Origin of the sequence: Botrimarina sp. (assembly GCF_040219535.1) — a bacterium.
Lineage (GTDB): Bacteria > Planctomycetota > Planctomycetia > Pirellulales > Lacipirellulaceae > Botrimarina.
Window position 1 is genome coordinate 662,884 of sequence record NZ_JAVJSH010000012.1, and the last position, 15,070, is coordinate 677,953.

Genomic DNA, 15,070 nt, shown 5'->3' on the forward strand with positions numbered 1-15,070 from the left:
CGCTGTGCGGACCCGCCCTCCGCGAACCGCGACAATGGTCGTCGCGGCCCCCACACCAAGTTGCTACGCCTGATCGCTAGACGACCGGGCCCAGTCGATGGCTAAGAAGAAGTCGAAGAGCAAAGCCCCGCGGAAAGATCCGGGGACCGCGGCCGGCGCCCGGACCGGAGCCGAGGCGGCGGAGGCCCCGTGTGTGGTGGTCGGGGTCGGTGCGTCGGCCGGCGGGCTGGAAGCCTACAGGCAGCTGCTCCGCGGGATGCCCAACGAACCGGGCGTGGCTTTCGTGCTGGTCCAGCACCTGGACCCGGCCCACGACAGCCTGATGGTCGAGCTGCTCTCGAAGCACACCGAGCTGCCGGTCCATCAGGTCACCGACACGACCCGGGTCGAGCCGAATCGTGTGTACGTGATCCCGCCGGATCGGTTCCTAAGCATCGAGGGGGGCGAGCTGCTGCTGGAAGAGCCCGTCGAGCGGCGCGGCGTGCGGTTGCCGATCGACCACTTCTTCCGCTCGCTGGCGCAGGCGCGAAAGGAACGGGCCGTGTGCGTCGTGCTGTCGGGAACCGGCGCCGACGGTGCGGAGGGCGCGCGCGAGGTCAAGGGCGCCGGCGGTTTGACGATCGCTCAGGAGCCAGAAACGGCCGAGCACGACGGAATGCCCCGCGCGGCGATCGCTACGGGCGCCGTGGACTTCGTCGTGCCGATCGCCGAGATGCCGGGGCTTCTCGTAGGGTACGCCAGGCACCCGTACGTCCTGCAGAAGGACAAGGCGGACCTCGCCGACGCCGTGCCCGACCAGTACCGGTCGATCCTCGGCCTGCTTCGGGCGTCTACGGACCACGATTTTTCGCGCTACAAGACGGGCACGCTCACGCGGCGTATCGAGCGGCGGATGGGCATCCGCCAGGTCGTCGACGCGGGCGATTACGTAAGGCTGCTGCGCGAAGAGAGGCAAGAGCTGCAAGCGCTCTTTAAGGACCTGTTGATCGGCGTCACTAGGTTCTTCCGCGACGAGCCGGCCTGGGAAGCGCTCGCCGCCGAGCTCGCGCCGGCCTTGCTCGAGAAGCCGGCGGACGAACCGTTCCGCGTGTGGACGCCGGGTTGCTCCACCGGCGAGGAGCCGTACTCGGTGGCCATGCTGCTGCGGGATCAGCTCAAGCGGCTCGACCGCCGCGTGGACATCCAGATCTTCGCGACCGACATCGACTCCGACGCGATCGAGACCGCCCGTGCCGGTTCCTACCCGGAGAACGTGGCGGGCGACCTGACCGAGAGCCAGATCGACTCGTATTTCACGCGGGTGGATGACCGGCTGGTCGTGCGGAGGGAGCTCCGCGAGTTGTGTGTGCTCGCGGTGCAAAACCTGCTGGCCGATCCGCCGCTCTCGAACCTCGACCTGATCTGCTGCCGCAACCTGCTGATCTACCTCGAGTCGGACGTGCAGCGGCGGGTGCTGGACATGTTCCATTACGCCCTCCGCCCCAACGGCCTGTTGCTGCTGGGCAGTTCCGAGTCGCCGGCCAAGAGAGAGCACCTTTACGAGACCGTCTCGCAAGCGGCGCGGCTCTACCGGAAGACCGGCGTGAGCAAGTCCGGAGCGTCGGGCTACCCGCTGGAGTCGCCTCGTTGGAGGCTCAGCCGCAACGGCGGCAGGGACGGCACGCAGGCCGCCGAGTACGCCGGCGCGATCGAGATATCGAAGAAGGCGTTGCTCGAGGCGTTCGCTCCGGCGTCGGTGATGGTCGATCGCCGCGGGCTGATCCAGTACATCCACGGACCGGTCCGCAATTACCTCGATTTCCCGCTGGGCGAACCGGACCTGGAAGTCAGCGCCATGGCGCTCGGCGGGCTCAAGGCGAAGCTGCGCACGGCGCTGCAGCACGCGCGCGTGACCGGGAAGATCGCGTCGGTCGTCGCGCCCCGGGTGCAACGGGGCAACGAGCGGGTCGCGGTCCGGGTCCGCGTGCAACCGCTGGTCCAGGCGAAGCAGGCCGAGCCGCTCTTGCTTGTCAGCTTCTCCGACGAGGCGGCGCCGCCCTCGGCGACCGCCGAGCACGAGCTTGCCGATGTCGGGGCCGACACCGAAGGCACGTCCATCGAGCGGCAGCTCGCGCTCGAGCTGCAGGCGACGCGGGAAGACTTGCAGAGCACGATCGAAGAGCTCGAGAGCGCCAACGAAGAGCTGAAGGCCTCCAACGAGGAGGTCATGTCGATGAACGAGGAGCTGCAATCGACGAATGAGGAATTGGAGACCTCGCGCGAGGAGCTGCAGTCGCTCAACGAAGAGCTGAACACCGTCAACAACCAGCTGCACGAAAAGGTCGACGAGCTCGAGTCGACAAACGACGACCTGAGCAACCTGCTGTCGAGCACCGACATGGCGACCCTCTTCCTCGACGAGGCCCTGAGGATCCGCCGCTACACGCCCGCCACCACGCGCCTGATGAGCCTGCTCGACACGGACGTCGGCCGGCCGATCAGCGACCTGTCGACGCGGGTGAACGACCCCGACCTGGTCGGCGACGCGCGGGCCGTCCTCGACCGGCTCGCGCCGGTCGAGAAGGAGGTGCAGGGCGTCGACGACCGGTGGTTCTTACGGCGGGTCATGCCCTTCCGAACCGGCGACAACAAGATCGACGGCGTCGTGGTGACGTTCTCCGACATCACCAACCTCAAGCAGGCCGCCCGCAACCTGGAGGCCCGTGAGCGGCAGCAGGCGGCGATCGCCCGGCTGGGGCGGCACGCGCTCGCCGGGGGGCCGCTCGACGAGCTGTTCGACCGCGCGGTCCGTGTCGCGGCCGACACGCTGGGCGTCGAGTTGACGAAGGTCCTGCGGCTCGACCCCGGCGGCGAGACCGTGCGGCTCGTCGCCGGTGTGGGGTGGAAGCCGGGGCTCGTGGGCCACGCGGCCGTGCCCACCGGCCGCGACTCGCAGGCGGGCTACACGCTGCGGTCCGCCTGGCCGGTGGTCGTGGAAGACCTGACCACCGAGGAGCGTTTCAGCGGGCCCCAGCTGCTGATCGACCACGGCGTGCGGAGCGGCTTGAGCGTGGTCATCGGCCCCGAGAGCAAGCCGTGGGGGGTGCTCGGCGTGCACTCACGCACGCCGGGCAGCTACACCGCCGACGACGCCCACTTCGTCACGGCCGTGGCGAACATCCTCTGGGAGTCGATCCAGAGGAAAGCCGACGAAGCGGCTCTGCAAACCAGCGAGGCACGCACGGCCGCGTTCCTCAACAACAGCGCCGTGGTTGCTTGGCTGAAGGACGCGGAGGGCCGCTACGTCTACCTCAGCCCGAACTACGAGGCGCGGTTCAACATCGAGCCCGGCGCCTGGATCGGCAAGACCGACCACCAGCTCTGGCCCCGGGAGATCGCCGACCGCTTCGTCGAGAACGACCGCCTCGTGCTAAACGACGAGAAGTCGATCGAGGCGATCGAGGAGGCCTTCTACCCGGACGACACCCGGGCCTACTTCCTCAGCATGAAGTTCCCTTTCACCGACGCTCACGGCAAGCGCTTCGTCGGCGGTCTCGGAGTCGACGTGACCGGCCGCGTCGAGGCCGAACGCGCGCTGGCCGAAAGCGAGCGCCGCACGCAGCTGGCGACCCGGGCGGCGGAGCTCGGCTTCTGGGAATGGAACGTGGAGAGCGATCGGCTGATATGGTTCGGCGGGGCCCACTTGTATGGACTGACGCGCGCGGAACTAGAGCGAGTCGACTCGTACCAGGGCTTCCTCGAGCGGGTCCACCCCGACGACCGCCAGTCGGTGCGCGACACGGTCCGCACCGCTCTGGAGGGGGGCGTGAGTTACCAGACAGACTTCCGCGTGGTGTGGCCCGACGGAACCGTCCGCTGGCTCATCGGCCGCGGCAGCGTGCAGCAGTTGGACGGCGACCGTCCTGTCACCCTGATGGGCGTGAACTTCGACATCACCGCCCGCAAGGAGGCCGAGAAGGCGGTCGTCGAGAGCGAGGAGCGGTTGCGTTTGGCGGCGAAGCTCGCGCAGTTCGGGTCCTATTACGGGGAGGTCCCGAGCGGGCAGGTGGTGTGGTCGCCCGAGCTCAAGGCCATTTTCGGCCTCGCCGACGACGCGCCGTCGACGGTCGCGTTCAAGGAGATCCCCGACTTCGTGCACCACGAGGACCGCGCGGCGGTGCGGCGCGGCATCGAGGCGAGCCTCGACCCGGCCGGTGATGGCGAGTTCCACAGCGAGCACCGCGTCGTCCGCCCCGACGGCGAGGTCCGCTGGGTGCTGATGCAGGGCCGCACCGTGTTCGCGGGCAACGGCGGCGAGCGTCGGCCGGTGCGCATCGCGGGCATCGGGGTGGACATCACCCAGCGCCGGCAGACCGAGATCGAGCTGGAGAACGCGCGCCGAGCGGCCGAGGCCGCTAACGCGGCGAAGAGCATTTTCCTCGCCAACATGAGCCACGAGATCCGCACGCCGATGACCGCGATCCTCGGCTACGCCGACGTGCTCGCCGCGCGGACCGACGACGCCGACGCGCGGTCCTGCATCCGCACGATCAAGCAGAACGGCGAGTTCTTGTGCGAGATCATCAACGACATCCTCGACCTGTCGAAGATCGAGTCGGGAAAGATGACGGTTCGCCGAGAGCGGACTTCGCTGCTCGAGGTGCTCGCCGACATCCGCTCGCTGATGGCGGTCCGCGCTTCGGAGAAGGGCCTCACGCTGTCGATCGCGTTCGACGGCGAGATGCCCCAGCACGTGATGACCGACCCCAAGATGGTCCGGCAGGTGCTCGTCAACCTCGTCGGCAACGCGATCAAGTTCACCCGCGAGGGGGGCGTCACCGTCACGTGCCGCTGCCTACGAGAGGAACAGAAAGCCGAGATGACCGTCACCGACACCGGCGTGGGGATCGCCGAGTCGGACCGCCAGATCTTGTTCCGCCCGTTCGAGCAAATCGACAACTCCTTCACCCGGGCGACCGGCGGCAGCGGGCTGGGGCTGGCGATCTGCCGCAAGCTGGTCGACATGCTCGGCGGGGAGCTCGAGGTCGAGAGCGAGCTCGGCGAGGGGGCGACCTTCCGTTTCACCTTCGACACCGGACCGCTCGACGGCGTCGAATGGACGGAGCCCGACACGGCGTCGCTGCGGGCCGAACCGACGCCCGACAAGCCTTCGGACCCTCTGAGGCTCAGCGGCACGGTGCTCGCCGTGGACGACCGCCACGAGATGCGGTTCCTGGTGTCGCTGCTGCTCAGAGAGGCCGGCCTCTCGGTCGAAACCGCCAACGACGGCCAACAAGCCGTCGAGACCTGTCTCGCCAGGAGCGAGGACGGCGCGCCCTTCGACGCGGTCCTGATGGACATGCAGATGCCGGTCCTGGACGGCATCGCCGCGACACAGCAGCTGCGCGCCGACGGCTACGAGGGGCCCATCATCGCGCTCACCGCCAACGCGATGAGCACGGACCGGCAACGCTGCCTCGACGCCGGCTGCAACGACGTGGCGACCAAACCCATTGATCGGGACCAGCTTATCGGCGCCCTCGCCCGCTGGCTCCGCGCCCACGAAGACGGCGACCAGGACGCAACCGCCCCCGCCCTCGTGTTCATCGGCGACGGCGCCGTGCCGGGCGAGGGGGCGGCCGGCGAGCTCGAGCGGAGGGGCTACCGGGTCACCGCGTTGAACAGCCAGCAGGCGCTGGAAGCTTGCCACACGGCGCCGCCCGAGGTTGTCTTCGTTCCGGCGCGGCTCGAAGAGCCCAGCTGCGACGACCTGCTGCATCAGTTCAAGGCGATCCCCGCCTTGGCGAATTGCCGCTTCGCTCTGCTCAGCCACGGCCCCGACGAACCGTCCGATTGGCGGGAGCGGGGGTTCGACGGGGTGGTCTCCAACCCGGTCGACGCCGAAGAGGTCGAGCGCTTCTTCCGCGACGCCCGCTAGACCCGACAGCCGGACCGGGCGGGCGGCGCTGCTCGCCGGGGGCGGTTGGGCTAGGCTAGGCCCGGCGGCCCCGTCGGCTGGGGCGCCGCGGCCCCCGCCCCCACCGAACGAGACCGCGCGCACGTGTTCACCGAAACCGAAGGCAGCCGCAAAGCGATCGGCGACGTCGACGTGCTCTACCACGACGGCCTCTACCACCTGTTCCACCTGGTGCTGCCGAACCACGACTTCATCGCGCACGCGGTCAGCACCGACGCGATCAACTGGCGGAGAGTGAACAACGCGTTGTTCATCGGCGACCCCGGCTCGTGGGACGACCTGATGCTGTGGACGATGGCCGTGTCGCCCGACCCGCACCGGCCCGGCCGCTGGCGGATGTTCTACACGGGCTTGTCGCGCCGCGAACAAGGCGCCGTGCAGCGGATCGGGCTGGCCGAGTCCGACGACCTGTTCCACTGGCGCAAGGCGCCGGTCGCTTGGCAAGACCTCCGCGGCCCGCACGACCCGCCGGCCGTGCAACGCGCCAGGGAGATCGCCCGGCGGCAGCCCGAGGGCTCGCGGCACGCGCCGCCCGACCCCACGAGCAGCTTCCCCCTCGAAGCCGACCCCACCTGGTACGAGGCGTCCGAGAAAGAGGGCCGCGAGTGGGTCAGCTTCCGCGACCCGTACTACTACCGGGAAGGGGACCGCGGGTGGCTGATCATGGCCGCGCGGACGAACTCGGGACCCCTTGTCCGGCGGGGGTGCGTCGGCGTGATGGAAGAGACCACGCCCGGCTGCTTCCAGCCCGCGCCGCCGCTGCACCACCCGGGTTTGTACGACGACATCGAGGTCCCCAACCTGATGCGGTTCGCCGACGAGTACTACCTCATCGGCAGCCTGCGCGAGGACGCCAAGGTCCGCTACTGGCACACCGACCGCATCGGCGCCCCGTGGCGCAGCTACCACGACAACGTGCTGCTCGCGCAGGGCAACTACGCGGCCCGCGTGTGCCGCGACGACCACGGATGGCTCGTGTGGAACTTCTTCTCGCTCAACGGGCCCGACCGCACATCGCAAAACCTGATGCCGCCGCCCAAGCGGCTGCACCGCACCGACGGAGGCCTGCTCCGCGCGGGCACGTTCGAGGGCTTCGACGCCTGGCTCGGCGACCGCGTCGACACCCGCTGCGTGCGTCCCCTGTGCGAGGGCCACGGCGAGCAGCTCTGCTCCGTGCACGACGACGTGCTCGACCTCGCCTGCGAGGCCGGCTTCCAAGCCTTCGCGTTCGACGGCGTGCTCCGGTCGGCTCGGTTGCGGGCGCGGATCGTGCTGGATGGGCTCGGCAAGTGCGGCTTGGTTTTCCGTGTGCACCCCGACTCGCGCGACGGTTACTACCTGTCGCTCGACCTGCTCAAGGGGATCGCACAGCTACGCGCTTGGCAGACCGGCCCGCCCGGCAGCGGCGAGCACATGATGCAGTTCCGCACGCTGCAAGGCGGCAACTGGCACGTCACAACGCCCGGCGCCGCGCGGCTGCAGCTGCTGGTGTTCGGCCAGTACATCGAGCTGTCGGTCGACGAGCGTGTCGTGCTGACGCTCGCCGACGCGACGTTCACCGAGGGCCTTTTCGGCGTGTACCTCGAATCCGCAAAGATGCGCCTTCACGACGTCGAGCTCCGGCGGATGAAGAGCCCGGCCCAGTCGACAGACCACCTCGCGCGCGGCTGACGAGGCCGGCCTCGCGGGTCACTCGGCGGCAGCCGGCACTGCCGGCGAGCGCCGCCGCAACCTGGGGAGGAACATCGGGACGCGGCGCCGGTAGTCGGCGTAGTCGGCGCCGAAGTGCGCGATGAGGTCTCGTTCTTCCACCAGCGCAGCTAAGGCCATGTACGCCGTCAGCGCGCCGGCGAACAGCGCGTGGCCGGCGGTCATGGTGGGCGTGGCCCAGAAGAGGACCGCCCAACCCAGGTAGAGGGGGTGCCGCACGTGCTTGTACAGCGACGGCTCGCGGAACGGCAGCGGCGTGTAGTCTTGTCGCTTCAGGTGCAGCCAGACTTGCCGCGCGCCGAACAGGTCGAAGTGGTTGATCAACAGGCTCACGGCCGGCACCGCCAGCCAGCCCACGGCGAAGACCGTCCAGACCACCGCCCGCAGGGCCGGCGAGGCCAGGTCCCAGACGACCGGATCGATCGTCCGCCACTGCCACATGAGGAGGATCGTCACCACGCACGACGCCAGCACGTAGGTGCTGCGTTCGATCGGCGTGGGGACGACCCGGCGCCAGACGCGTTTGAACGCCGGCCGCGCCATCACCGAGTGCTGCACCGCGAAGAGCGTCACGAGCGACAGGTTCACGAGCACCGCCAAGCCGATCGGCCCGGCCGGCGCCGAGTCGATGCTCTTGGGCACGCCCACGTTGCTGAGGAAGCCGGCCAGGTAGGCGTAGACCCCCAAGAACAAGGCGTAGCAGGCCACGCCGTACACAAAATACAAGAACCGCCTCATAGCGAACCCCTTCCGTCACGGTACGAGCGAATTGCCAACCGACCCGCCGACTCGCCTCGGCGACCATCGTCAGCGGCGATTGTCGCTGCCGCGGCGGCGGAGGAAAGTTGACTTCCGGTACACCGGGAGGTTTACTCCAGGGGCGCCGACACTCTCTTCTGCGCCGCGTGCCATGCGAGTCCCCACCCGTCAGCGGTTGGTCGAGGCTGCGATCCAGCGGTTCTACCGCGACGGATTCCGCTCGGTTGGGGTCAGCCAGGTGATCGCCGACGTGGGCATCAGCAAGACCGCTTTTTACAAGCACTTCCAGAGCAAAGAAGACTTGATGCTCGCCGGTCTGCGGATGCAGAACGAATGGCTGATCGACAAATTCCGAACGGTGATACGCGAACGCGCAGGCCCCTCAGCGATCGGGCAGCTGCACGCGGTCCTCGACGTGGTCGACCAGATCCTAGCGTCGGACGGGTTCCACGGCTGCATCTTTGTTAACGCCGCCATCGAGTTCCCCCTCCAGCACGAACCCGCGCACCAAGCCGCCTCCGAGAACAAGCGGGCGATCGAGCAGATCCTCGAGAGCATCGCCCGCGAGGCCGGCGCCGGCGACCCCCGCGCCCTCGCGCAAGAGCTCTGCCTGATCATCGAGGGCGCTTACGTGACGCGGCACGTGACCGGCAACGAGCGGACGATCGACATCGCGCGGCGCGTGGCCGACCTGGTGATCGCGTCGCACTGCCCGCCGGCCGTCGCCTCGCCGACCGATTGGAACTTATCGCAGCCAGCCCCATCGGGCGCGTCGCTCCGCGACGGAACTCTCGCCGATCGGGGCGCCGCGTCAGAGTGGGCGGCGGATCAGTCTTGACGGCTCTTCGTGTCGAGCACGCGGTGCTCGAAGTGGCCGAGTCCCACCAGGACGATCAGGCAGAGAAAGCTCAACAGGCCGGCGAGCATTACTTGCCCGAGGCCGCAGCAGACGCCCACCGCGCCCGAGACCCAGATCGTGGCGGCTGTGGTGAGGCCGCGCACCTCGTCGGTGGCGCGGAAGATGGCGCCGCCCCCCAAGAACCCGATCCCGCCCGCTACCGCTTGGATCAACCGGCCCGGGTCGAGCCGGGCAACCTCTTCGTCGAGTTTTAGCAGCACGTGGCCTTGGGCCAGCGCCATCACGAAGCCGGCCGCGCCGAGCGCGACGAGCACGTTGGTCCGCAGGCCCGCCGGCTTCTGGCGCACCTCCCGCTCGAGCCCGATCACGATGCTGAAGACGCTCGTGCAGAACAACCGCAGCAGGATCTCGCCAAACGAAACCAGCGGGAATTGGTCGGTGAACCAAGGCATCGGGGATCCCGTCGCGTGTCTAGGACTGGGGGCGTTTTTTCCCTGCGAGGACGCTTCGGGCTCGCGCTCTAATCCTAATGCTGCGACCGCGTGTCTTGGCCCGTTTTCCCGCTGTCACCAACGATGTTGGCGGCGCGTGGGTTCGTGGCGGCGTGCCCACGCGTCCGCCCGCGCGCAACAGCCGCAAGAGGGCACATCTGTTTCTGGGCCGCCGCGTCGGCCGGGCCAGAAACAACCTTCTGCGGCCGTTGCAGGTTGGCGCCAGGCCGCCGGCCCGGGCGCCGACCGAGGCCGAGGCCATTCGGTTTCGCTCCGTGTCGCGATGGGCAGACTGTCGGTGCCGGTTTTTTTGCCGAAGCGGAGCGACACAGTCGCTCCGCTTCCCACCCGGCTCCTTGCACTCGCGGATCGGTACGGCGGTCAGCTCCGCGTCGCCGATGTCTGCCTAAGTTTCTCTAGCTCTCGACCGGAGAGGGCGTCGGAGGGGAGTGCCGTGGCGGCGCCGGTTGATGGTCCGTCTGGGGGGCAGACTCCTGCGGGGCGGGGTTCTCCTGCGGGGCGGGCGGAGCGGGCGCTTGGAGGACCTGCCCTTCGGCGAGCAGCCGCTGGCGGAGCTCGCCGTAGGGGACGTCTTGCACGGCGAGGCCCCGCTCGATGGCGATGTCTGCCGCCGTCGCGGCGGAGTGCCCGAGGATCATGAAGACCGGCTCCATGCGGATCGAGCCGAACGCGATGTGCGAAGAGCTGACGCAAACCGGCACGAGCAGGTTGGTCGCTTGGTCGCGCATTGGGGTCAGGCTGCCGTAGGCGATCGCGTAGGGGCCGGGCGGCTTCACGCCGACATCGCCCTCGTTCTGCACGTGCCCCTCGGGCGTGACGTACCGCTGAACGTTGTGCGAGTCCATCGTGTAGGAGCCCATGCCGACCGGCTCGGGCGTGGTCCGCTGGAGGAGGCAGTCGGCCTCGGTCATCACGTACTGGCCGATCAGGCGCCGCGCCTCGCGAACGTAGATCTGGTGCGGCCAGTTGTCGTTGTCCTCGAACTCGTCGGCCGCGAGGCCCCACTGGGCCATCTTCTGCCGCACCTCTTCGGGCACGCGCGGGTCGTTCGCGAGGAAATACATCAGCCCCTGTTGGTAGCGGCGGTGCTCCTCGACGATTTCGCGGCGGCGCTCGTAAGAGCCCTCCGGGTAGTCGTAGTTGTAGCCGATGTTGTCGGTGCTGAAGGGGCCGTGGTTGTTGGTGTCGGTCTTGAGGTTGGGGATCGGGTCGAACTTCCAGAACACCTCGCGCCAGCCGGTGTCGAACACCCGCACGAGCAACTCGTAGTCGGCGGGGTCGTAGCCTTCGGGCTTCGGGAACGGAACGCGGTTGTCTGGGTGTCGCGACAGGCACATCCGGAAGCAGTAGGCCTGCACCTTATCGTCGCCGGCGCGGTACTCGCCCGGCGGCTGGTCGCTGATGCGTGGCAGCAGTCCGCTCGACGGGTCGCCCGGCGTCGTGTAGGGGTCGACCGGCGCCTGGAAGTAGTGGTTGTGGTGGTACACGCCGGTCTGCACGCCGTTGTACTGCTCGTTGTAGCGGTCGCCGGGCTCGCGTCCGACGTGGAAATCGGCGCCGGCGGCGGCGAGCAGGTCGCCCTCGTAGGTGGCGTCGATGAACTGCTTGCCTCGGTAGGACTGGCCCGACAGCGTGGTGATCGCGACGAGCCGCGCGCCTTGCTTTTCGACGCCCCCCTGGCGGTCGAGCCACTCGTCGCGGAACACGCGCACGTCGGTCTCGGCGAGCATGTCCTCGAAGACTCGCTCGGCCACGTGCGGCTCGAAGATCCACTGCGTGCGGCGGTCGGCGTCGACCGCCGGCGTTCCCTGGCCGCGGCCGCCGTAAGAGTCCTTCGTCTGCCAGCGCCACGCGTCGGGCTCTTGGTAGTGCTTCCACACGCGGTGGTAGAACTCCCGCGACAGGCCGCCGATGACCGCCTTGTTCCCCGTGTCGGTGAAGCCGAGCCCCGAGCTCGACAAGCCGCCGAGGTGCGCTTCGGGACAGACCAGCACGACGCTCCGGCCGAGCCGCGCCGCCTGCACCGCGGCCACCACGCCCGCCGACGTGCCGCCGTAAACGACCAGGTCCGCGTGGAGAGGCTCGGCGCTGTGGGCGGTGAGCGACGCGAGCAGCGCCGCGGCGAGCGCGAGAGGGCGGCAGAGGTTCATCGACGGAGGATTGGGTTGGCGAGGGAGTTAGTAAGAATCGCCGACGAGGCGGACCTCGGGCGGTTCGTCTTCTTGGATCTCACAGAAGCGATCGACCGGCTCGGCGAAAACGTTGTCGGCCGCATCGTCGTTGGCGGTGGAGACCTCGCCGATCACGGTGTCGTCCGCGGAGGGCCAGAACTCGTGGTACACGCCGGGCGTGAGGGTCACGCGGCTGCCCGCTGGCAGGTCGATGGCGCCGCCGCCGGGGACCGTGATCGGCCGCCCATCGATCGGCACGGCGACCGGCCTTGTGCTGCGGTCCGCGTCGGCCCACAGCCGCAGCGACAGCCGCCCGTGGCGACAGATGATGTCTTCCTTCTTACGCCGGTGGGTGTGCGCGGGAGTTACTTGGTCGCGGTAAGCGTACATGAGCTTCTCGCAGTACTCTGGCTCCTCGGCCAGGTTCACGAGCACCAAGCCCCATCGGCGGAAGTCGCCCCGGCCGAAGTCGGTCACGTCCCACCGCGGGCGGGGGGGCAGGGCCCAGCCGCAACGCGCGAAGCACGCGATCGCGTCGCGCACCGCTTGGTTCACCTCGGATCGCTTCATGCCGGTTCGCTCCGATCGGTCGGCCGCTCAAGCGACGATCTCGTACCCGGCCCGTTGCTCGCGGGCGACCATCGACTGGGCCTGCTCGTCGCCGACGACGCGCTGCTCGGTCGGGTCCCACTCGACGCCGCGGCCCAGCCGCAGCGCGATGTTCGACAGGTGGCAGGTCGTGAGGATGCGGTGGTGCGAGAACACGTCGGAGACCGGCTCGGCGCGGTCGCGGACGCACTCCAGGAAGTTCTTCATGTGGCTGGTGGGTGTGCGGCCCTTGTAGAGGTCGCTGAGCGCGTTGTCTGGCAGCGGGTTCTCGGCCATCCGCTCGTAGGCCGTGCCCGACACTCGGTCGCGGTTGACGAACAACCGGCCCTCGGAGCCTTCGAAGAGGACCCCGCGTGGGAACTTCGCGATCCCCGGCTCGTTGACCTCGTCCTGGATACGCAGCTCGACGCCGTTCTTGAAGCGGCACTCGAGAGTGAAGGAGGTCGCCGTGTTGTACGAGCTGTCGTCCTGCGGATGGCCGTTCTGCATCGGCACGGGGTGCTCGACCCGGAGCGGGTTCACCCACACGGGCGAGTCCCCTTCAAGCCCGGCGCCCCACTGCGCGATATCGACGTGGTGCGCGCCCCAGTCGGTGAGCTTGCCGCCGGAGTACTCGTACCACCAACGGAAGTCGTAATGGCACCGCTGGCGGATGTAGGGGACGGCGGGCGTCTGGCCTTGCCACACGTCCCAGTCGAGGCTCTGCGGGGGGTCGGACGTGGGGAACGGGCCGCCCGACTTCGCCTTGTTGATGGCCACCCACACACGGCGGAGGTCGCCGATCCGGCCGTCGCGCACCAGCGCGACCGCCTCGAGGAAGCCGCGGCTGCTGCGTTGCTGGGTGCCCACCTGCACCACCCGGCCGGTCTCTTCCGCGACGCGGCAGAGCGTGCGGCCCTCGTCGATCGTGAGCGTCAGCGGCTTCTCGCAGTAGACGTCCTTGCCAGCCTGCATCGCCTCGACGGCGATCTTCGTGTGCCAGTGATCGGGCGTGGCGATGGTGACCACGTCGATGTCCTTGCGGTCGAGGACGCGGCGGTAGTCGCCGTAGAGCTCCGGCCTGTCGCCCCCTTCCGACACGAGGCGGTCGGCCGCCTTGGCGAAGCGCGCCTCGTCGACGTCGACCAGCGCGGCCACTCGGCCCGACTTGCCCAACTCGCTGGCGATCCACCTGCCCTGCCCCCCCAGGCCGATGCTCGCGCCGACGACCGTGTCAGAAGGGGCGGCCGCCCCCCGCGCACGAGAGGCGGTCAGCAAGTAAGGGGCCGCCAACGTCGCGCCGGCGCGCTGCAAGAACCGTCGGCGATCGGTGCTGTCTTCGCGGTTGGTGAAAAGCATTCTTTCGTTGGTCGAGAGCTAGCGTGAGTGTAACAAAAAGCCCGGCGAACGCGGGGCAGTGGTCGCCGTCGCGGTCGCCGGGCGAGACAAATTGAGAGCTATCGCGATGCGTCCTCGAGGCTTATCGGCTAGCCGACGCGGCGGTCACCCGCGAGCGCCACCAGCGCCAAGCACGCGAGCGCTCCGGCGGTTGGCTCGGGCACAACGTTCGATCCGAAACCGTAGATCGTGTACCCGTCGAACCGCGCCCGCACACCGTGGTCGGGCGTGGTGATGTAGAGACCGAATGCGTCGACGGTTCCCAGCGGCAACGCGGCGGTGCTGAGCGACGACAAGTCGCCAGCCAGCATCTGGCCCTCAATATACGCGCCGGTCACCCAGTGGCGTTGCCGGTCTGGGATCAAGGGGCTGTGGATTGGGATCAGCACGTTCAGCCAGTCGGACGTGCGGGCGACGCTGGTGGTCTGGGTGTTGATGTACCACTCGCCGTCGACACGCACCGCGGGGTTGTAGGTGACCTGCGTGCTGCTGGGGTTGATCCAGAACTCGATCGCCGTGGGGCCCAGGCCCTGGCCTTCGCCCGATTCGGGCACGCCGCTGAACTCGAACGCGGCCTCGTCGGTCCAGATCATGCCGAAGGCCGGGCTCGGCTCGGTGACCAGGTCGTCCGGATCGGTCTGGTTCCGGAAGAACGCGAAGCCGTTGCGGGTGCCGTCCGGCCGTTCGTCGGTGGGCATGCCCGCGTTGACTTGGGTGTGCAGCGTGGCGGCGAACTCCAGCGTGCTGGAGTTGCCCTCGTCGGCCGCCCGGATGCCGGTTCCCGAGGAGACGGCCTCCGCCAGCGTGCCGGCCCCGGCGCCGCCGACATCGACGCCCGACGCCGCCGCGCCCGGCCCCCACTCGGCGGTCCACCCGTACGTCGAGATCGACACGTCCGAGTCCGGCGTGCCGGTCACAAAACGGCCATGCGTGAACGGCTCGCGGTAAATGACTTCGCCGGGAATCGTTAGAGCGGCCGCGTTGTCAGCGGCCAACAGCGCCACCGCGCCCGCGGCAAGAAGAGATGAGCGAAAGAGTCGGAGCTTCATTAGACGTGACCTCGTAGAAGAGTGCTGAACAGCAACGCCAATAAATCAGTCAGTCAGCCACACGCCCC

The 15,070-nt window shown here is 68.7% G+C and carries 9 protein-coding genes; 3 read left to right on the top strand and 6 right to left on the bottom strand.

The genetic code is table 11. The features are described from left to right. Positions 1 to 97: 97 nt before the first annotated feature. A complete protein-coding gene (locus RIC11_RS06920; protein ID WP_350209666.1) occupies positions 98 to 5,917 on the top strand; it encodes a chemotaxis protein CheB in 5,820 nt (1,939 codons plus the stop codon). A 123-nt stretch (positions 5,918 to 6,040) separates the two neighbouring features. Then, positions 6,041 to 7,627 (top strand): glycoside hydrolase family protein, encoded by a 1,587-nt coding sequence (locus tag RIC11_RS06925; protein WP_350209668.1) that lies wholly within the window; start codon positions 6,041 to 6,043, stop codon positions 7,625 to 7,627. Positions 7,628 to 7,645: 18 nt separating this feature from the next. Here RIC11_RS06925 and mddA read toward each other — a convergent pair whose 3' ends face one another. Beyond that, positions 7,646 to 8,404 carry a methanethiol S-methyltransferase gene (mddA, locus tag RIC11_RS06930; protein WP_350209670.1) on the bottom strand — a complete coding sequence of 253 codons (759 nt, stop codon included), beginning with the start codon at positions 8,402 to 8,404 and terminating at the stop codon, positions 7,646 to 7,648. Positions 8,405 to 8,576: 172 nt separating this feature from the next. On the opposite strand from mddA, the gene RIC11_RS06935 reads away from it, so the two are divergent. Next, a complete protein-coding gene (locus RIC11_RS06935) occupies positions 8,577 to 9,263 on the top strand; it encodes a TetR/AcrR family transcriptional regulator (protein ID WP_350209671.1) in 687 nt (228 codons plus the stop codon). Here the strand turns inward: RIC11_RS06935 and RIC11_RS06940 are convergent. The 5 genes from RIC11_RS06940 to RIC11_RS06960 form a co-directional block, all read right to left on the bottom strand. Further along, the gene (locus RIC11_RS06940; protein WP_350209673.1) at positions 9,254 to 9,736 is read right to left on the bottom strand and encodes an MgtC/SapB family protein; all 483 of its coding nucleotides are present in this window, start codon (positions 9,734 to 9,736) and stop codon (positions 9,254 to 9,256) included. The two genes, RIC11_RS06935 and RIC11_RS06940, sit on opposite strands and share 10 nt — an antisense overlap. A gap of 455 nt (positions 9,737 to 10,191) precedes the next feature. Further along, entirely contained in the window at positions 10,192 to 11,946 is a 1,755-nt protein-coding gene (locus RIC11_RS06945; RefSeq protein WP_350209675.1) for an FAD-dependent oxidoreductase, read from the bottom strand. Between the two features lie 27 nt (positions 11,947 to 11,973). Next, on the bottom strand, positions 11,974 to 12,537 hold the full coding sequence (locus RIC11_RS06950; RefSeq protein WP_350209677.1) for a D-lyxose/D-mannose family sugar isomerase: 564 nt from the start codon (positions 12,535 to 12,537) through the stop codon (positions 11,974 to 11,976). A 27-nt stretch (positions 12,538 to 12,564) separates the two neighbouring features. Then, entirely contained in the window at positions 12,565 to 13,914 is a 1,350-nt protein-coding gene (locus RIC11_RS06955) for a Gfo/Idh/MocA family protein (RefSeq protein ID WP_350209679.1), read from the bottom strand. A gap of 128 nt (positions 13,915 to 14,042) precedes the next feature. Continuing rightward, positions 14,043 to 15,002, bottom strand: a complete 960-nt coding sequence (locus RIC11_RS06960; protein ID WP_350209680.1) for a hypothetical protein — start codon at positions 15,000 to 15,002, stop codon at positions 14,043 to 14,045. Between the last annotated feature and the right edge of the window lie 68 nt (positions 15,003 to 15,070).